We start from the raw sequence: 20,618 nt of genomic DNA on the forward strand, positions 1-20,618 counted from the left end.
TTTGGAGACTCAATGATCCCGTTGTCGTTCGCGCAGCGCCGACTGTGGTTCGTGGACCGGTTCGAAGGCCCGTCGCCGACCTACAACGGGGCCTTCGCCCTGCGGCTGACCGGTGAACTGAACGTCAGTGCCCTGGAGTTGGCGCTGCGCGACGTCATCGAGAGGCACGAGATCCTCCGTACGGTCATCGTCGAGGACGGTGACGGAGTCCCGCACCAGCAGGTGCTGTCATCCGGGCGGAAGCCGTTCGGTCTGCCGATGGTCGAGGTCGCGGGGGAGGCGGAGCGGGCGGCCGCGGTCGATGAGTTCGCCACCGAGACCTTCGACCTGGCCGCCGACCTGCCGATCCGCGCCAGGCTGGTGCGGCGCGGAGCGCGCGAGCACACCCTGGTGATGGTGATGCACCACATCGCCGTGGACGGGGAGTCGTTCGGCCCGCTGTTCCGTGACCTCAACACGGCCTACGCGGCCCGCACGGAGGCAACCGCCCCGGAGTGGGAGCCGCTGCCGGTGCAGTACGCGGACTACACGCTGTGGCAACGGGACGTGCTCGGTGACGAATCCGACCCGGACAGCCTGGGAGCCAGGCAACTGGAGTACTGGCGCCGGACGTTGGCCGACCTGCCACAGCCGCTGGCGATGCCCACGGACCGCCCGCGCCCCAAGGCGATGGGCCATCGCGGCGACATGGTCCCGTTCTCGATCGATCCCGACCTGCTGCGGTCGGTCGAGAAGCTGGCCGCCGAGGCGGACACCACGGTGTCGATGGTCATGCACTCCGCGCTGGGGGTCCTCCTGCACCACGTCGGCTGCGGTGACGACGTGCCCATCGGGGCACCGATCGCGGGTCGCGTCGATGAGGAACTGCGGGACCTCGTCGGGTTCTTCGTCAACACCTGGGTGCTGCGCGTCGAACTGACCGGAAACCCGACCTTCGCGCAGCTGCTTCAGCGGGTGCGGGAGCGGGCCCTTGCCGCGTACGACAACCAGGACCTGCCCTTCGAACGGCTGGTCGAGCTGCTCAACCCGGACCGGTCCACCGCCTACAACCCTCTCTTCCAGGTGATGCTCGCCTGGCAGGAGCAGGTGCCGGCGATGCAGTTCCCCGGCCTCGACCTCCAGGTCACGAAGCTCGAGACCGGCACGGCCAAGTTCGACCTGTTCTTCGACCTGGTACCGAACGACACGGGCGGGGCGGGCTGCCGGCTGGAGTACCGCACCGACCTCTTCGACAGGAGCACGGTCGAAGACCTCGCCAACCGGTTCGTCCGCGTGCTGGGTCGGCTCGTGGCCGACTCGGAGCGCCCGATCGGCGGCGTCGACGTGCTCGACGCGGCCGAGCGGGAGCGGCTGCTCACCGAGCTCAACGACACCGCCACGGCGGCGTCCGAGCTGACGGTCCCGGAGCTGTTCGAACAGCAGGTGGCAAGGACGCCGGACGCCCCGGCGATCGCGTGCGACGACCGCACGCTGACCTACCGGGAGCTCGACGACCGGGCGAACGCTGTCGCGTGGGAGCTGGTCCGGCGCGGTGCCGGACCGGAAGACCTGGTGGTGCTCGCGCTGCCGCGCACGGAGGACCTGGCGGTCGGCCTGCTCGGGATCCTCAAGTCCGGTGCCGGGTATGTGCCGATGGACCCGCAGTACCTCAGCGGGCGGGCACAGAGCGTGCTGTCCGAAGCGGCTCCGCGGTTCGTGGTCACCGACACCGCGACGTGGCAGGACCTGCCGGACAACGACATGTCGTGCGTCAACGTGGACCTGCGCGCGCAGTGGGCGCCACCCGGGGGAGTGCTGGACAACGCCGGCCGAGTCTCGCCCCTGGCGCCGGACAACCTGGCCTACGTCATGTTCACCTCCGGTTCCACGGGCAAGCCGAAGGGCGCCGCGATCACCCATCGCGGTGTCGTCAACGGCGTACGGGAACTGGTGCGTGTCCTGGACGCGCCGCCCGGGTCGCGGATGCTGGCGGGCACCTCGGTGAACTTCGACGTCTCGGTCTTCGAGCTCTTGACCACCCTGTCCACCGGCGGCACGGCCGAGTTGGTGTCCTCCGCGCTGGTGCTCGGCGAGCGGGACGGCTGGGACGGCCAGGTGATCAGTGCGGTCCCCTCGGTGCTCGGGGAACTGGTGGAGCACCTGGAGAAGACCACCGACGTGCGCACGGTCGTCTTCGCGGGCGATGTGCTCCCGGCCCGGCTGGTGCGGCAGGTGCGTGAGGCCCTCCCCGGCGTGCGGATCGTCAACTCCTACGGGCAGAGCGAGAGTTTCTACGCCACCACGTTCTCGCTCGCGGCGTCCGAGGAGTGGACCGAGGGCGAGGTCGCGCCCATCGGCACGCCGCTGGGGAACATGCGCGCCTACGTGCTGGGCCCGGGCCTCGCCCCCGTACCACAGGGCGTGATCGGTGAGCTGTATGTGGTCGGGACCTGCGTGGGCCGCGGCTACCACGGCCGCCCGGGCATGACCGCCGAGCGCTTCGTCGCGAACCCGTTCGGACCGGCGGGCGAACGCATGTACCGCACCGGCGACCTGGCCCGCTGGAACGCGCACGGCCGGCTGGAGTGCCTGGGCAGGAGCGACGGCCAGGTGAAGGTGCGCGGCTTCCGCATCGAGCCGTCCGAGATCGAAGCGGTGTGTGAGCTCTACCCCGGCATCCGCGAGTCGGTGGTGATCAGCCGTGAGGTGCCGTCCGGGGGACGCCAGCTCGTCGCGTACGTAGTGCACGAAGGCGACGGCGCCGTCCCCGACAACGGAGTCGGCGGCGTCGGCGACGCGGATGTGCTGGCCGGTGCGTCGGCCGCCGAGCTGCGCAGGTTCGTGGCGGCGCGGCTGCCCGACTACATGGTGCCGTCGGCCTTCGTGACCATCGGCCGGATGCCGCTCGGTCCCACCGGCAAGCTGGACCGCTCGGCGCTGCCGGAGCCGGAGTTCGTGGGCGAGGTCTACCGCAAGCCCCGCACGGAGACCGAGGCGATCATCGTCGCGGTGTACATGGACGTGCTCGGTGTGGAGCGCGTCGGTATCGACGACGACTTCTTCGCGGCGGGCGGCGACAGCCTGCGGTCGATCCAGGTGGTGGCCCGGGCCCGGGCCCGCGGCCTGAAGCTGACCACGCGGGAGGTCTTCGAGTGCCGCACGGCGGCCCGTCTCGCCGAGGTGGCGTCCGACCGTCAGGACCAGGTGCCCGTGCTCGCCGAGGAGGCCGGCGGCGGCGTGGGCACGATGCCCTTGCAGCCGGTGGCGCGGCAGGTGTTCGAGCACGGCGGCGGGATGAACCGGTTCGCCATGGCGATGGCGCTGGAGCTTCCCGCGGGCATCGACGAGAACGGCCTCGCCGCGACGCTGGACGCCGTGCTCGACCGGCACGATCTGCTGCGCGCCCGGCTGGTGCGCGGCGACGACCCCTGCCTGGATGTCCGTCCGCCGGGCGCCGTGCGGGCCGCCGACCTGACCCGCAGGGTTGCCTGCGACGGCCGTTGGGACGAGCCGTCCTCGCTGCGGTCGGTGAAGGCGGAGCTGGACGAGGCGGCCGGGCGACTCGACCCGGAGGCCGGGACGATGGCCCAGTTCGTCTGGTTCGCCACCGGCTCGGGTGCGGGCCGACTGCTCGTGGTGCTGCACCACCTGGTGGTGGACGGCGTCTCCTGGCGGATCCTCATGTCGGACCTCGCGGAGGCATGGCAGCAGGTCCACGCCGGAAAGACGCCCGAGCTGCCCGCGGTCGGCACCTCCGCCCGCCGCTGGGCACTCGCGCTCCAGGACGAGGCACTCACCCCGGAGCGGGAAGCGGAACTGGCGTACTGGCAGGACCTGCTCGAGTCTCCCAACGCCCCCCTGGGGAGCCGCGCGTTCGACCCGGCGGTCGATGTGATGTCCACCGTCGACACCGTGCGGGTGCAACTGCCCGCCGAGGTCACCGAGGCGGTGCTGACCAAGCTGCCCGCGGCGTTCAAGAGCACAGGGACCGACGTGCTGCTCGCCGCACTCGCCCTGGCGGTGAACCGCTGGCGCGGTACGCAGAGTTCGACCCTGGTCCGCATGGAGGGCCACGGCCGCGAGGAGGACATCGTCCCCGGCGCCGACCTCTCCCGGACCATCGGATGGTTCACCAGCATGTACCCGGCCCGCGTCGACGTGGGCGGGGCCGACCTGGCCGACGTGCTGGCGGGCGGCCCCGCGGCCGGAACGGCGATCAAACAGGTCAAGGAGCAGCTGCGCCGGATCCCGGACAAGGGCGTGGGCTACGCGCTGCTGCGTCACCTGAACCCGGAGACCGCCGAGCAGCTCGCCGAGTACCGGGCGCCGCAGATCGGGTTCAACTACCTGGGCCGGATCTCCGGCACGGACGTGCCCGAACACCTGCGCGCGCAGGGCTGGGGACCGGCTTCCTGGTCCGCCGAGCTGATCCCGGCACTCGACGAGGACCAGCCCGCGCTGTCCGCCCTCGAGGTCAACTCGCTCGCCACGGACAGCGCCGACGGCCCGCGGCTGCAGACCGCCTTCATGTTCCCCACCGGCGTGCTCTCCCGTGAGCAGGTCCAGGAGCTGGCCCAGCTGTGGGTCGAAGTGCTGCACGGCCTGGCCGCGTACGCCACCCGTCCGCGGGCCGGCGGGCTCACGCCCTCCGACGCCCCGCTGGTGGTGGTGAAGCAGGACGAGATCGAGGCATGGGAGACGCGGTACGGCCGGCTGACCGAAGTATGGCCGCAGTCCCCCGGGCAGTCCGGCATCCAGTTCCAGGCGGCGATGGCCGAGGACTCCTACGACGTCTACCACATGCAGCTGGTGCTGCACCTGTCAGGACACGTGGACCCGGCACGCATGCGGGCGGCCGGACAGGCGATGCTGGAGCGGTACCCCAACCTGCGCGCCGCGTTCGGCAGCACGGCCGACGGCGACCCGGTGCAGGTCCTGCCGGAACACGTGACCCTGCCCTGGCGGCACATCGACCTGACCGGCCGGAGCGAGGCCGAGCAGGACGCGGCGCTCGACGCCTTCCTCGCGGATGACCGGGCCGACCGGCTCGACCCCGCCCGGCCGCCGCTGTTCCGCCTGGGGCTCATCACCTGCGGACCGCGGCAGGCCAAGCTGGTCATCACGGCACACCACACCGTCTTCGACGGCTGGTCGTCGCCGCTGGTGATCAAGGATGTCATCCGGCTGTACGCGGGCACCGGGGACCTTCCCCCGGTCCGCGGCTACGGCGACTACCTGACCTGGCTGTCCACGCACGATCGGGAGGCGTCGGCCGCCCGGTGGAAGGCCGAGCTCGACGGCTTCGACCAGCCGACCCTCGTGGCCCCGGACGCCTCCGTCCAGGAAGGCGCCTCCGCCATCGGCAAGGTCGAGGTACCGCTGTCGATCGACAAGGGACGCGAACTCGCCCGGCGTGCCGCGGAACTCGGCGTCACGCTCAACACACTCGTGCAGGGCGCGTGGGCGATCCTGCTGTCGAAACTGACCGGACGGCAGGACGTGGTGTTCGGCGCCGCGGTCAACGGCCGCCCGGCGGACCTGATCGGTTCCGACGAAATGGTCGGCCTGTTCATCAACACCCTCCCGATCCGGGTGTTCTGGCAGCTGAACGACAGCGTGGCCGACATCGTCACCCAGTTGCAGAACCGGCAGATGGCACTGCTCGACCACCACTACTACGGTCTCGCCGACATCCAGCGCGGGAGTGGGCTGCCCGCCCTGTTCGACACGTTCATCGGGTTCGAGAACTACCCGATGGACCGCGAGGGCATGGTCGACGCGAACACCTCGGCGGGACTCACCATCGACGCCATCCGGCCGATCGCGGGCGCCCACTACGCGCTCGCCCTCGCCGCCGCCGACCCCTATCTGCGGCTCTCCCTCGACTACCAGAAGGACCTCTACACCCTCGACGAGGCCGAGGCCGTCGGCGCCCGACTGGTCCGGGTCCTCGAACAGGTGCTCGCGGACCCGCACACACCGGTCAGCGCGATCGAGGTGCTGTCGCAGGAGGAGCGGGAGCGGCTGCTGCGGGAGGTCAACGACACGGCGCATCCGGTGTCCGGGGACACCCTGCCGGGCGCGTTCGAGGCCCAGGCGGAGCGCACCCCGGACCGGGTCGCCGTGGTCGGTGAGCAGCAGACGCTCACGTACGGGGAGTTCAACCGGCGTGCCAATCGGCTGGCCCACTGGCTGGTCGAAAACGGCGCGGGCCCCGACCAGCCCGTCGCCGTGCGCATCCCGCGGTCCGTCGACCTGATGGTGGCGGCCTGCGCGGTGGTCAAGGCGGGCGCGGCGTACGTGCCGGTCGACCCCGAGCTGCCCGAGGACCGGGTGCGGCACATGCTCGAAAGCGCGAAGCCGCTGCTGGTACTCGAAGAAGAACTGCCGGACGTCACCGGATACCCGGAGACGAACCCGGAGCGTGCGCTGCTGGCGGACCACGTCGCGTATGTCATCTTCACCTCCGGTTCCACGGGCGTCCCCAAGGGCGTACAGGTGTCACACCGGTCGATCATGAACCGGATCGAGTGGGGCCTGGAGCACTTCGCCGTCACGGCCGAGGACCGGGTGCTGTTCAGCACGGCTCCGAGCTTCGACGCGTCGATGCCGGAGATGTTCGCACCCCTGCAGGCGGGGGCCGCCGTGGTGATCGCACGCCCGGACGGGCGCCGGGATCCGGCCTACCTGGCGGAGCTGATCCAGCGCGAGCGCGTGACCGGCGCGGTCTTCGTCTCCTCCCTCCTCGCGGCGTTCGTGGACGAACCCACGGCAGGCGCCTGCACCAGCCTGCGCTGGGTCGAGGTCGGGGCCGAGCCGTTCCCCGCCGAGCTGGCCAACCGGTTCGTCGAGCTGCTGCCCGGCTGCGTCGCGCACAACCTCTACGGCCCCACCGAGGCATCGGTGGAGGTGACGACATGGCAGCACGAGCCCGGTGCGGACCGCCTTCCGATCGGCACGCCGATCTGGAACACCCGGCTCTACGTACTGGACGCGGCCCTGCGCCCGGTCTCGCCGGGAGTCGCCGGGGAGCTGTACATCGAAGGCACCGCGCTGGCGAGGGGCTACCTCGGGCAGCCCGTGCTGACCGCGAACCGGTTCGTCGCCTGCCCCTACGGCGAAAGCGGCGCACGGATGTACCGCACCGGCGACGTGGTGCGCTGGACCAAGGCCGGCGGGCTCGAATACGTCGACCGCAGCGACTTCCAGGTCAAGATCCGTGGCCGTCGCATCGAGCTGGGCGAGATCGAGTCGGTACTGACCGCGCACCCGGACGTCAGCAACGCGGTGGCCGTCGTGCGCGAGGAAAGCGCCGGTGACCAGCGGCTGCTCGCGTACGTGGTGCCGGGCGGTACGGCGGACCCCGCCGAACTGGACATCGAGGTCCTGACGGCCCTGCTCCAGGAGCGGTTGCCGGACTACATGGTCCCCTCGGCGATCGTGCCGCTGGCCGAGCTCCCCAAGACACTGAGCGGGAAGCTCGACCGGGCCGCGCTCCCCGCACCCGACTACGCCGAAGCCGCGGCAGGCCGTGGACCGCGCAACCACAAAGAGGAAGTCCTCTGCCGGCTGTTCGCCGAGCTGCTCGGTGTGGAGGAGGTCGGCATCGACGCCGGCTTCTTCGACCTCGGCGGGCACTCGCTGCTGGCCACGCGGTTGATCGGCCGCATACGCAACGAACTCAACATCGACGTGAAGGTCACGATGGTCTTCGCCAATCCGACTGTCGCCCAGCTGGCAGATCGGCTCGATGAACTGGCCACGTCGAACCGGCCCCAGCTGCGTCAGATGACCGTTTAGGAGAAGCGTCGATGATCCCGTTGTCCTTTGCCCAGAGTCGCATGTGGTTCCTCCACCACCTGGAAGGTCCCTCCGCCACCTACAACGGCCCGTTCGTGCTGCGCCTCGACGGCACCCTGGACACCGCGGCCCTGACCGCGGCGGTAGGGGATGTCGTCACCCGGCACGAGAGTCTGCGCACGTTGGTCGCTCAGAACGAGGACGGCACGCCGGAGCAGCGCGTGCTGCCGCCGGAGGAGGCCGCCGTCCCGGTCCGCGTGGTCGACGTGGCCGCGGACGCGGTGGACGCCGCGCTGCACGAGGTCGCGTGCGAGACCTTCGACCTCGGCACGGAGCTTCCCCTGCGGGCGACCGTCCTGCGGATCGCCCCCCAGGAGCACGTGCTGGCGTTCGTGTTCCATCACATCGCCTCCGACGGGGCGTCGATGGCGCCGTTCCTGCGCGATCTGGTGTCGGCGTACACGGCCCGCCGCCAGGGGAGCGCGCCCCGGTGGACGCCGCTTCCGGTGCAGTACAAGGACTACACGCTCTGGCAGCGGCAGCTCCTGGGCGACGAAACGGACCCGGGCAGCGTCACCGCGGCGCAACTGGAGTACTGGCGCGAGGAACTGGCCGGAGCGCCACAGCCGGTGCAGCTGCCGCTGGACCGGCCGCGGCCCACGGTGAACGAACACAGGGGCGGATACGTCGACTTCGAGCTGGCACCGGAGCTCTTCGCCGGGATCGGGAAGCTCGCCGCCGACCGCGGCGCCACGGCGCCGATGGTCGCCCAGGCCGTGCTCGCGGTGCTCCTGCACCACTTCGGCGCCGGCAACGACCTGACGATGGGCAGCCCGATCGAGGGGCGCGCCGATGAGCAACTCGACGACCTGGTCGGGTTCTTCGTCAACACCTGGGTGCTACGCGTCGACCTGTCGGGGAACCCGTCGTTCGGCGATCTGGTGGAGCAGGTGCGGACCCGGGCCCTTGCCGCGTACGACAACCAGGACCTTCCCTTCGAGCGCCTGGTGGAGCTGCTGGCACCGGAGCGCGTCACCTCCTACCAGCCGCTGTTCCAGGTCATGCTGGCCTGGCAGTTCCCGTGGTCGGAGATCGAGATCCCGGATCTGCGGGTGACCCCCCTTCCGGTGGGCACCGGAACCGCGAAGTTCGACCTGTTCTTCAACTTCGTCCCGGACTCGTCCGGTGGCGCTCACGGACGGCTCGAGTACGCGGCGGAACTGTTCGACCACGCCACGGCCGAACGCCTCATCGACCGCTACATACGCGTCCTGCGGCAGGTCGTCGCCGATCCGGGGACGCGGCTCGGCGCGGTGGACGTGCTCAGCGACGCCGAACGCGACCAGCTGAGGCGGCTGAACGACACGACCGCACCGGCGCCGGAGGCGACCGTACCGGAGCTGGTCGCCGCTCAGGCGGCACGGACACCGGACGCGACAGCGGTGGTGTCCGGGGAGACCTCCCTGTCGTACGCGGAACTGGACGGCCGGGCCGACCGGCTGGCCGCCCTCCTGCGCGAGCGCGGGGTCCGGCCGGAGGCCCTGGTGGCCGTGGCACTGCCGCGGACGGCGGACCTGGCGGTCGCACTCCTGGGCGTACTCAAGGCCGGCGGCGCCTACCTGCCGATCGACCCGAACTTCCCGGCCGCGCGCGTCGACCTCCTGCTCGACACGGCCGAGCCGCTGCTGGTCCTGACCGACCACGAGACGGCGAAGACGGTGGCCACGAGCCGGACGCCGGTACTGCACCTCGACGACCTGGACCTGGACACTCCCGGTCGTGACGCCCCGGAGATGTCACTCGGTCCGGACAATCTGGCCTATGTGATGTTCACGTCCGGCTCGACCGGGATTCCCAAGGGCGTCGGCATCACCCACGCCAGCGTGGTCAACGGTGTCCGGGACCTGCGTCAGGTGGCGCACGTCGAGGCCGGGTCCCGGATGCTCGCCGCGACCTCCGTGAACTTCGACGTCTCGGTGTTCGAGATATTCACCGCGCTGACCACCGGAGCGAGCGTCGAGATCGTCCGTGACGTACTCGAACTCGGCGAACGCGGAAGCTGGTCGGGCACCACCATCAGCGCCGTGCCCGCGGTGTTCGCCACCCTCCTCGACAAGATCGGCAACGAAGGCTCCGACGGCCTTGAGCTCGACGTGGAAACCGTCGTCTTCGCCGGTGAGGCGCTCTCCCCCGACCTGGTCGGCAAGGTGCACAACGCCCTGCCCGGAGTCCGAGTCGTCAACGCCTACGGCCAGACCGAAAGCTTCTACGCCTCCACGTTCACGCTGCCGCAGCAGTGGACGGACACCGGCGCGATACCGGTCGGGCAGCCGCTCGCCAACATGCGCGCCCATGTCCTGGGGCCGGAACTGGCTCCCGTGCCGCCCGGTGTGACCGGCGAACTGTACGTCGCGGGCCTGCTCGCCCGCGGCTACCACCAGAGCGGCCCGGCGACCGCGGAGCGGTTCGTGGCCTGCCCCTTCGGTCCCGCAGGAACGCGCATGTACCGCACCGGCGACCTGGCCGAGTGGGACGACGACGGCCGGCTGAGGTATGCCGGGCGGGCCGACGCCCAGGTCAAGGTGAACGGCATCCGGGTCGAGCCGACCGAGATCGAGACGGCCCTCGCCCAGCATCCCGCGGTCAGCCAGGCCGCGGTGACGGTGTGTGAGGACCGCACCGGCAAACTGCGGCTCGTCGGCTACGTGGCGCCGGTGGGCGCCGCGGAAGGCGACGTCGCCCCGCAGGCCGACATCTCGGTGGCGGAGCTGCGGCGGTTCGTGGCCAAGCGGCTGCCGGACTACATGGTGCCCGCCCAGCTGGTGGTGCTCGACCGGCTGCCGCTCACCACGAGCGGAAAGCTGGACCGGGGCGCGCTGCCCGAGCCGGAGTTCGCGGGGGCCACGTACCGGGCGCCGCGCAGCACGGCGGAGCGGGTGCTGGCCGAGGTGTTCGCCGATGTCCTCAGCGCCGAACACGTGGGTATCGACGACGACTTCTTCGCCAGCGGCGGAGACAGCATCCGTTCCATCCAGGTGGTCGCGCGCGCCAAGACGCGCGGCGTCGTGGTCAGTACCCGGGAGATCTTCGAGCACCGTACGGTCGTCCGGCTCGCGGAGCTGGTCGAGGGGCGGGCCGAAGAGGAGCGGGTGACACTGCCCGAGCTGCCCGGTGGCGGTGTCGGCTGGGCGCCGCTGCCGCCGACGGCGGCGCACATGCTCGGCCTCGGCGGCGGCATCAACCGGCTGTGCATGTCCGCGATGCTGACCCTGCCCAAGGACATCGACCGTGCGGGACTGGCCGCCACCTTGCAGGTGGTCCTCGACCGGCACGACGTGCTGCGCTCCCACCTCGTGCGGACCAACCCGGGACTGCGGATGGGACCGGTCGGCAGCGTGAACGCCGGTGCGCTGGTGCGCGAGGTCCCCTACGGCGACGCCGATGTGAAGGCCGAGCTGGACGCGGCAGCCGACCGCCTCGACCCGGCCACGGGTGTGATGGCGCAGTTCGTGTGGTTCACCTCCGACACGCCCGCGCAAGCGGGCCGGTTGCTCATCGTGCTGCACCACCTGGTCGTCGACGGGGTGTCCTGGCGCGTCCTGTTCCCGGAGCTGGCCTCGGCCTGGCAGCGGGTCCGGGACGGCCACACCGCGAAGCCCGCGGAGACCGGCACCTCGTTGCGGCGGTGGATGCACGCCCTGGCCGACGAGGCGGCCACGCCGGAGCGGGAGGCCGAACTGCCCCTGTGGCACGAACTCCTGGCGGGGGACGACCCGTTGCTCGGCCGGCGGGAGCTCGACCCGGCCCGTGACGTCGCGGCCACCGTGGACACCGTCCGCATCCAGGTGCCCGCCGAGGTCACGGAAACCCTCCTGGACACGTTGCCCGCGGTGTTCCACGGCGGCGTCGACGACGGGCTGCTGGCCGGCCTCGCGCTGGCGCTGGCCCGCTGGCGCCGCACGAGGGGCATCCGCGGCGACTCGGCACTCGTCCGGCTCGAAGGACACGGCCGCGAAGAGCACCTCGTGCCCGGCGCCGACCTGTCCGGCACGGTCGGATGGTTCACCGCGATGTACCCGGTACGCCTGGACGTGACCGGCGTCGACGTGGCGGACGCGTTCGCCGGCGGCCGGGCCGCCGGGAAGGCGATCAAGGCCGTCAAGGAGCAGCTGCGGTCGGTGCCGGACAACGGCATGGGCTACGGCCTGCTGCGCCACCTGAACACCAGGACCGGCAGCTCGCTGGCCACGGCCCGGGAGCCGCGGATCGGGTTCAACTACCTCGGCAAGTCCTCCGGCGCGGACATCCCCGCGGAACTGCGCGGCCTCGGCTGGGGCCTGGACACCACGCACCAGGACCTGATCGCCGCACCGGACGCGGACATGCCGGTGCTGTCGGCCCTGGAGATCAGCGCGGTGGCCGCCGACACGGAGGACGGCCACGAGCTGACCGCCTACTTCGGCTTTGCCACCGGTGTGCTCTCCCGTGAGGAGGTGAGTGAACTGGCCGGGCTGTGGGTCCAGGCACTGACCGCCCTCGCCCGGCACGCCACCGATCCCGAGGCCGGCGGGCTGACCCCGAGCGACGCCCCGCTGGTCGAGGTGAGCCAGGGGGAGATCGAGGCCTGGGAGGACCGCTTCGGCAAGCTGGCCAAGGTGTGGCCGGCGACACCGGCCCAGTCCGGGATCCTCTTCCAGGCGAAGCTGGCCGGTGGGTCGTTCGACCCGTACCACATCCAGCTTGTCTTCCACCTCACCGACGAGGTCGACCCGGAGCGGATGCGCCGGGCAGGTCAGGCGCTCCTCGACCGCTACCCCGTCCTGCGCGCGGCGTTCGTCGACCGGGAGGACGGCGATGTGGTGCAGGTGGTGCCCGAGGCGGTGTCCCTGCCGTGGCAGCACCTCGACCTCACGGCGGCCGCCGAGGCCGACCGGACCGAGGCGTTCGAGCGGTTCCTGGAGCAGGACCGCACCACGTACTTCGACACGGACGGCACACCGCTGATCCGGCTCGCACTCGCCGTCCTCGAACCAGGGCGCCCCGAACTGGTGCTGACCGCCCACCACGTGCTCTACGACGGCTGGTCGACACCGCTGCTCCTGCAGGACCTTCTGCTGCTCTACGCGGCCGACGGCGACCCGTCCGGCCTGCCCGCGCCCCGCGACTACGGCGACTTCCTCGCGTGGATGACCCAGCAGGACCGCAAGGAGTCCGCACGGGTGTGGGCGGCGGAACTCGAAGGGTTCGAGGAGCCGACCCTGCTCGCCCCGGGCTTCGAGGCCGCGGACGACGAGGGCCGCGGCCAGGTCGACATCACGGTTCCGCGCGACGTGGCGCAGGAACTCGACCGAGTCGCCGCCGATCTGGGCATCACCATGAACACCCTGGTCCAGGGGGCCTGGGCCCTGGTTCTAGGCGACCTCACCGGCCGCCAGGACGTGGTGTTCGGCACCACCGTGTCCGGGCGCCCGCCCGCGGTGACCGGCGTCGAGTCGATGGTCGGGATGCTCATCAACACCGTTCCCGTGCGGGTCACCTACGCGCCCGGCGACACCTTCGCCGAGTTCCTCACCCGGCTGCAGAGCCGGCAGAGCGGCCTGGCGGACCATCACTACTACGGGCTCGCGGAGATCCAGCGGGCCGCCGGCCCGCAGTCGCTCTTCGACTCGCTGTTCGTCTTCGAGTCGTTCCCCATCGACGAGGACGGTCTCAGCGCCGCCTCCGACGCCGAGGGCGGCATCGCCTACGACGGCTTCAGCCCGTCCGCGGGCAACCACTACCCGCTGTGCCTGATGGCGGCGGCCGCCCCGTATCTCGAGTGCATCATCCAGTACGCGCTGGGCGTCTTCGACCAGGACACGGTCGAGACGTACGCGGCCCGGCTCGTCCGCGTCCTGCGGCAACTGGCCGCCGACCCCGAGCGGAGGATCGCGCAGGTCGACTCCCTGGAGCCGGCCGAACGCGACCGGGTGCTGGCCGTCCTGAACGACACGTCGGGCCCGGCCCGTGAGGTCACGCTGACCGAGCTGTTCGAGGCGCAGGTGGCCCGGACCCCGGGGGCGGTGGCCGTGGTCGCCGAGGGCGAGTCGCTCACGTACGCCGAACTGGACGCCCGCGCCGAGCGGCTGGCGCTCGCGCTGGTGGAGCGCGGGGTGGGCCCGGAGAGCGTGGTGAGCATCGTCCTGCCGCGCACGGCGACCATGGCGGTGGCCCTCCTGGGCGTGCTCAAGGCGGGCGGAGCCTATCTGCCCGTCGATCCCGCCTACGCCGCGGCCCGGCTCCCGCACATTCTTCCCGGCGCCCGGCCCCACCTGCTGCTGACCGACGCCGGAACCCGGGCGGTCGTCCCGGCCACGGACGTTCCCGTCGTCCTCATCGAGGACATCGACCTGGCGGCCACCGCGGCCACCGCGGCCACCGCGGCCACCGCGGCCACCGCGGCCACCGCGGCCACCGCCGCCACCGCGGCCACCGCGGCGGCCGGGAAGGCGGCGCCACGGCGGAAGCCCCGGCCGCAGAACCTCGTCTACGTCGTCTACACCTCCGGTTCCACCGGCGTGCCCAAGGGCGTCAGTGTCACCCACACCACCATCGTCAACGCCGTGGACACCATGGCCACGCAGGCCGGGATGGAGCCCGGCCGACGGGTGCTGCTCGCCGCCTCGTTCGGCTTCGACGTCGCCACCTTCGAGCTGTTCTCCGCCCTCACCAGGGGCGGCAGCGTCGAGATCGTCCGGGACGTGCTGGCGCTGACCGAACGCGACACCTGGGACGTCGACGTCATCTGCTCGGTGCCGTCGGCCTTCGCGGAACTCGTCGACCAGCTCGGCGACCGCGTCAAGCCCACGGCGCTGAACATCTCCGGGGAGGTGCTGACCCCGGCCCTGGCACAGCGGGTGCGCGGACTCTGGCCGCAGGCACGGGTCATCAACAGCTATGGCCCCAGCGAGACGTTCTACGCCACCGCGCACCTCCTGGACGCCGAACGGCCTTACGCCGACGGCGTGCCCATCGGCCGCCCTTTCCCCGGAGTGCGCGCCTACATCCTCGGTCCGAGCCTGAACCTGCTGCCGCCGGGCGCACCGGGCGAGCTCTATCTGGCCGGTGCGGGCCGCGGCTACCACCACCAGCCGGCCATGACCGCCGACCGCTTCGTCCCCGACCCCTTCGGCGCCGCAGGCGCCCGGATGTACCGCACCGGTGACATCGCCCGCCTCACCCCGGACGGAGAGCTGCAGCACCTGGGCCGCGTCGACACCCAGGTCAAGATCCGTGGCTACCGCGTCGAACCCGGCGAGATCGAGGCCGCCCTGACGACCCATGCCCACATCGCCCAGGCCGCCGTCGTGGTCCAGCACAACGGCGACCGCACCCCCGACCTGGTCGCCTACCTCGTCCCCGATCCCGGCGCGGCCACTCCGCCCCTGGAGGAACTGCGCGACCACTTGGCCGAGCGGCTGCCCGAGTACATGGTTCCCGCCGCCTACGTCCCGCTCGACCGGCTTCCCCTGTCCCCCAACGGCAAGCTCGACCTCAAGGCACTGCCCGCCGCCGCGGTCACGCCCACCACGTCCTTCCGGGCGCCGCGCACCGCCCGCGAGGAGGCGCTGGCGGGGCTCTTCGGCGAGGTGCTCGACCTGGAGAAGGTCGGTATCGACGACGGCTTCTTCGAGCTCGGCGGGCACTCCCTGCTCGCCACCAGGCTGATCAACCGAGTCCGCGTCGACCTGGGGATCGAGATACCGATCCGCAAGATCTTCGACCTGCCGACGGTATCCGCGCTCGCCGCGTGGACGGAGGCATCGGCTGTTCCCCTTCGCCCCAATCTCCGCAGGATGATCACCGAGGAGCAGGACCAGTGATTCCGCTTTCGTTCGCACAGCGCCGCATGTGGCTGACGCACCAACTCGAGGGCGGCGCGGAGACCTACAACATCTCCCCGGCGTTCCGGCTGACCGGGGCAGTGGATCAGGCTGCCCTCAGCGCCGCGATCCGTGACCTGGTCGAGCGGCACGAGCCGCTGCGCACCCTGTATGTGACGGACGACCAGGGCGAGCCCTTCCAGCGGATCCTGTCGCCCGCGGAGGCCTCGGTGCGGGTGCCGCTGGTCGAGGTGGCGCCCGACAACGTGTCCGAGGTGGTCGCGGAGTTCATCACCCACCGGTTCGACCTGGCGGCCGAGATCCCCTTCAGGGCGACCCTCTTCCGCTGCGGCCCCGAGGACCACCTGCTGGTCCTGCTCGTCCACCACATCGCCTCGGACGGCGTCTCCGGCGGCCTGATGGCACGGGACATGGGCATCGCCTACACCGCGCGCCTGGAGGACAGGGCACCTCAGTGGGAGCCGCTGCCCGTGCGGTACAAGGACTACGCGCTGTGGCAGCGCGAGCTGCTCGGCGACGTGGCGGACCCGGGCAGCCTGGCCGCGGCGCAGGCCGAGTACTGGCGCGAGGAGCTGGCCGGAGTCCCGCAGCCGTTGAACCTGCCGCTCGACCGCCCGCGGTCCGCGGAGAGGGACCCGCAGGGCGACAACGTCGCCTTCGTGGGGGAGCCTGCGGTGGGGAGGGGGCTGCAGAAGCTGGCCGACGAGCGCGGCATGACCATGTCGATGGTCATGCAGGCCGCGCTGGGCGTGCTGCTCGGCAAGCTGGGCGGCGGCGACGACGTGACCATCGGCGGTCCGATCGCCGGGCGCACCGACGAGGCGCTGGCCGATCTGGTCGGGTTCTTCGTCAACACCCAGGTGCTGCGGGTGAATCTCTCCGGGGACCCGACGTTCGACGACCTCCTCACGCAGGTGCGCGAGAAGACCCTGGCGGCCTACGAGCACCAGGACGTGCCGTTCGAAACCCTGGTCGAGTTGATCAACCCGGACCGCACCACGGCGTACCAGCCGCTGTTCCAGGTGATGCTCGCCTGGCAGAACTTCGAGAAGCAGGATTTCGAACTCCCCGGACTCCAGGCGGAGTTCGAGCAGCACGTCACACAGACCTCCCTCGTCGACCTCACCATGTTCTTCGACGTGAACGACGCGGGGGAGCTGAAGGGCGAACTCCAGTACGCGACCGCACTGTTCGACCGCGACACGGCCGAGGCCATCGCGGCACGCTACCTGCTCGTTCTGGAGCAGCTGGTCGCCGACCCGCAGACACCGCTCAGCGCGATCGAGGTGCTGTCGCAGGAGGAGCGGGAGCGGCTGCTGCGGGAGGTCAACGACACGGCGCATCCGGTGTCCGGGGACACCCTGCCGGGCGCGTTCGAGGCCCAGGCGGAGCGCACCCCGGACGGCGTCGCGGTGATCGGTGAGCAGGAGAGGCTGACGTACGGGGAGTTCAACCGGCGTGCCAATCGGCTGGCCCACTGGCTGGTCGAAAACGGCGCGGGCCCCGACCAGTTGGTCGCCGTGCGCATCCCCCACTCGGTCGATCTGCTGGTCGCCGTCTACGCGGTGGTCAAGGCGGGCGCGGCGTACGTGCCGGTGGACCCCGAGCTGCCCGAGGACCGGGTGCGGCACATGCTCGAAAGCGCGAATCCGCTGCTGGTACTCGAAGAAGAGCTGCCGGACGTCTCCGGATACCCGGAGACGAACCCGGAGCGTGCGCTGCTGGCGGACCACGTCGCGTATGTCATCTTCACCTCCGGTTCCACGGGCGGCCCCAAGGGCGTGCCGGTGTCGCACCGGTCGATCATGAACCGGATGCGCTGGGGTCTTGAGCACTTCGGCGTCGGTGCCGAGGACCGGATGCTGTTCAGCACACTGGCGAGCTTCGACGCGTCGGTGCAGGAGATGTTTGCCAACCTCCAGGCGGGCGGCGCCGTGGTGATCGCACGCCCGGACGGGCGCCGGGATCCGGCCCACCTGGCGGAGCTGATCCAGCGCGAGCGGGTGACCAGCGCGTTCTTCGTGCCTTCCCTGCTCGCGGCGTTCGTCGCCGAACCCCTGGCCAAGCAGTGCGACACGCTGCGCTGGATCGAGTCCGGGGGCGAGACGTTCCCGGCCGCGCTGGCCAACAGGCTCGTCGAGCTGCTGCCCGGCTGCGGAGCGCACAACCACTACGGCCCCACCGAGGCGGCGGTGGAGGCCACGGCCTGGCAGCACGAGCCGGGCGCGGACCGCCTTCCGATCGGCGTGCCGCTGTGGAACGTCCAGGTGTACGTACTGGACACGGCGCTGCGCCCGGTCTCGCCGGGAGTCGCCGGGGAGCTGTACATCGCCGGAGTCGGGCTGGCCAGAGGCTATCTGGGGCAGAGCGCGCTGACCGCGGAGCGGTTCGTGGCGTGCCCGTTCGGCGAAAGCGGCGCGCGGATGTACCGCTCGGGCGACCTGGTGCGGTGGAACAAGGACGGCCGGCTCGAGTACATCGGCCGGAGCGACTTCCAGGTGAAGGTCCGGGGCTACCGGATCGAACTGGGCGACATCGAGCACGCGCTTGCCGCCCACCCCGCAGTCGCGCAGGCGGCGGTCGTGGTGCGCGAGGCCCAGCAGGGCGACAAGCGCCTCGTGGGTTTCGTGGTGCCGGATCCGGCCGCCGCGGTGGCCGATGCGGGTGCCCAGGTGGACGAGTGGCGCCTGCTCTGCGACGCGAGTTATGCCGACTCCGCCGAAGAGGCGTGGGGTGAGGACTTCCAGCTGTGGCAGTCGGTGTACGACGGACAGCCGATCGCGCCTGAGCAGCTGACGCAGTGGCGGGACGCGGCGGTGGATCAGGTACTGCGGTTCGCGCCGCGGCGTGTCCTTGAGATCGGCGTGGGTTCCGGTCTGCTCCTGTCGCAGATCGTCGGTGAGGTCGAGGAGTACTGGGGCACCGACATCTCGGCCACCGTGGTGGACCGGGTCCGGGATCAGGCCGAGCAGGCAGGCCACGGCGACCGGGTCCGGCTGAGCGTCCAGGCCGCCGACGACATGTCCGGGCTGCCCCAGGGCGGGTTCGACACCGTGGTGCTCAACTCGGTGGTGCAGTACTTCCCGAGCGTCGAGTACCTGGACCGGGTGCTGCGCCAGGCCCTGGAACTCCTCGCGCCGGGCGGCCGCCTGGTCGTCGGCGACGTGCGCAACGCCGCGACGCTCCGGCTTCTGCTGACCGCGGAGAAGAGCGCGGCGCAGCCCTACGCCTCTCATGAGGACGTGCGGGCGATGGTCGAGCAGGCGCTGCTCGCCGAGCGGGAGCTGGTGGTCGCACCGGAGTGGTTCGCCGAGTGGGCGGCGGACCGTTCGGTGGGGGCCGACATCCGGCTGAAGGCGGGGAAGGCGCACAACGCGCTGACCCGGCACCGCTACGAGGTCGTCCTGCACAAGCAGCCGGCCGACGTGCTCGACCTGTCCGGTGTGCCCGCGGTGCCGTGGGGCCGGGAGGTGTCCGATCTGGGCGCCCTGGGCGTCCTCGTGGAGCGGGCGGGCGGCCCGGTACGGGTGACCGGGATACCGAACGCACGCCTTGTCGCGGAGGCCGCCGCGGCGGCCTCCGCGGGTGTGGTGAGCGCGGACGCCCCCTTGGGCACATCGATCGACCCGCACGACCTCGCGGCATGGGCACAGCAGCAGGGCCTGTACGCGGTCCTCACCTGGTCGGGCCAGACCGACCACGCCTTCGACGCGGTCTTCCTGACCGAACAGCGGACCGTCTCCGCAGGCTTCGTCCCCAACGCCGCGGCCGGGCGGACCCGGACGAACACCCCCGCGCTGGCCAAGTCGATCGGCCCCCTGCTGGAGGAGCTGCCCGGGTTCCTGCGAGGGCTCCTTCCCGAGTACATGGTCCCGGCCGTGGTGCTGCCGCTCTCGGAGCTTCCGCTGAATCCGGCCGGCAAGCTCGACCGGCGAGCGCTGCCGTTGGAGCACACGACCACCGTGCGTGGCGGAGGGCCGCGCAACTCCCATGAGGAGAAGCTGTGCTCCTTCTTCTGCGAGTTGCTGGAGCTGGAGCGGGTCGGCATCGACGACGACTTCTTCGCACTCGGCGGCCACTCGTTCCTGGCCACCCGGCTCAGCGCCAGTATCCGCAAGGAATTCGGCCTCGACATGCCGCTGCGGACGATCATCCAGTTCCCCACGGTGGCCGAGTTGGCCGCGGTGGCGCTCACCGGCCGCATTCCCGGTGACCACGCCGAGGCGTTCGCGCCGGTGCTGCCCCTGAACAGGGACCCCGGGACGGGCAAGGAACCGGTGTGGTTCTTCCACGGAGCGGGCGGCATCGGCTGGGCGTACTTCACCTTCGCGCCGTACCTGGACCGCCAGTGCTACGCCCTTCAGGCCCGCGGCGCCGACGGCAGGGAGCCACTGGCGGAGTCGGTGGACGAAATGGTCCACGACTACGTCAGCCAGATACTCAAGGCCCAGCCTGAGGGCCCCTACTACCTGATCGGCTGGTCCTTCGGCGGCCCGATCGTGCACGCCGTCGCGGACGCGCTGGACCGGCGTGGCCACGAGGTCGCGCTCCTGGCCGTCCTGGACTCCCAGCCGGGCAGCGACGCCCCCGGGAACGGGTTCCGCCGGATCGCCGGCCGGACCCAGCAGCTGTACCGCGGGGATCTCGAGGAAGTCTTCGGCAAGTTCATGAACACCAAGAACATGGACGGCTTCCTGGACGGCATGTCGCGGATGGGCGCCAACAACATCCGCATCATGTCCACCTTCGAATCTCCGGTATTCCGAGGAAATCTGCTGTTCTTCAACGCGACGAAGGACAAGGACACGTCGTATGCGCCCGACTGGGGGCCGTTCGTCCTCGGTTCGGTCGAGTCGTACGACGTGGACGCCTCGCACAACGACCTGCACATGCCCAAATCCGCAGGGCAAATCATGAGGATCATCGCCGCCAAGCTGGCGGACGACTGACCGGGAA

General features: G+C 71.1%; 3 protein-coding genes. All 3 read left to right on the forward strand.

Annotated elements, in window-relative coordinates:
* The first annotated feature begins 12 nt into the window (after positions 1-12).
* Genes ACFVXC_RS37910 through ACFVXC_RS37920 form a run of 3 tightly spaced genes read left to right on the forward strand, consistent with a single transcriptional unit; the run spans position 13 to position 20,611 of the window.
* A complete protein-coding gene (locus ACFVXC_RS37910; protein ID WP_389915298.1) occupies positions 13-7,779 on the forward strand; it encodes an amino acid adenylation domain-containing protein in 7,767 nt (2,588 codons plus the stop codon).
* A gap of 11 nt (positions 7,780-7,790) precedes the next feature.
* The gene (locus tag ACFVXC_RS37915; RefSeq protein ID WP_389915300.1) at positions 7,791-15,641 is read left to right on the forward strand and encodes an amino acid adenylation domain-containing protein; all 7,851 of its coding nucleotides are present in this window, start codon (positions 7,791-7,793) and stop codon (positions 15,639-15,641) included.
* Positions 15,638-20,611 carry an amino acid adenylation domain-containing protein gene (locus tag ACFVXC_RS37920; RefSeq protein WP_389915303.1) on the forward strand — a complete coding sequence of 1,658 codons (4,974 nt, stop codon included), beginning with the start codon at positions 15,638-15,640 and terminating at the stop codon, positions 20,609-20,611. The genes ACFVXC_RS37915 and ACFVXC_RS37920 overlap by 4 nt, the downstream gene beginning before the upstream one ends.
* The last annotated feature ends 7 nt before the right edge of the window (positions 20,612-20,618 follow it).

Origin of the sequence: Streptomyces sp. NPDC058257, from assembly GCF_042881845.1 — a bacterium.
Taxonomy (GTDB): domain Bacteria; phylum Actinomycetota; class Actinomycetes; order Streptomycetales; family Streptomycetaceae; genus Streptomyces.

What these genes read in the sequence shown, in the direction of transcription:
- ACFVXC_RS37910 (WP_389915298.1), top strand. Translation starts at nt 13, where the DNA reads ATGATCCCGTTGTCGTTCGCGCAGCGCCGACTGTGGTTCGTGGACCGG.
- ACFVXC_RS37915 (WP_389915300.1), top strand. Translation starts at nt 7,791, where the DNA reads ATGATCCCGTTGTCCTTTGCCCAGAGTCGCATGTGGTTCCTCCACCAC.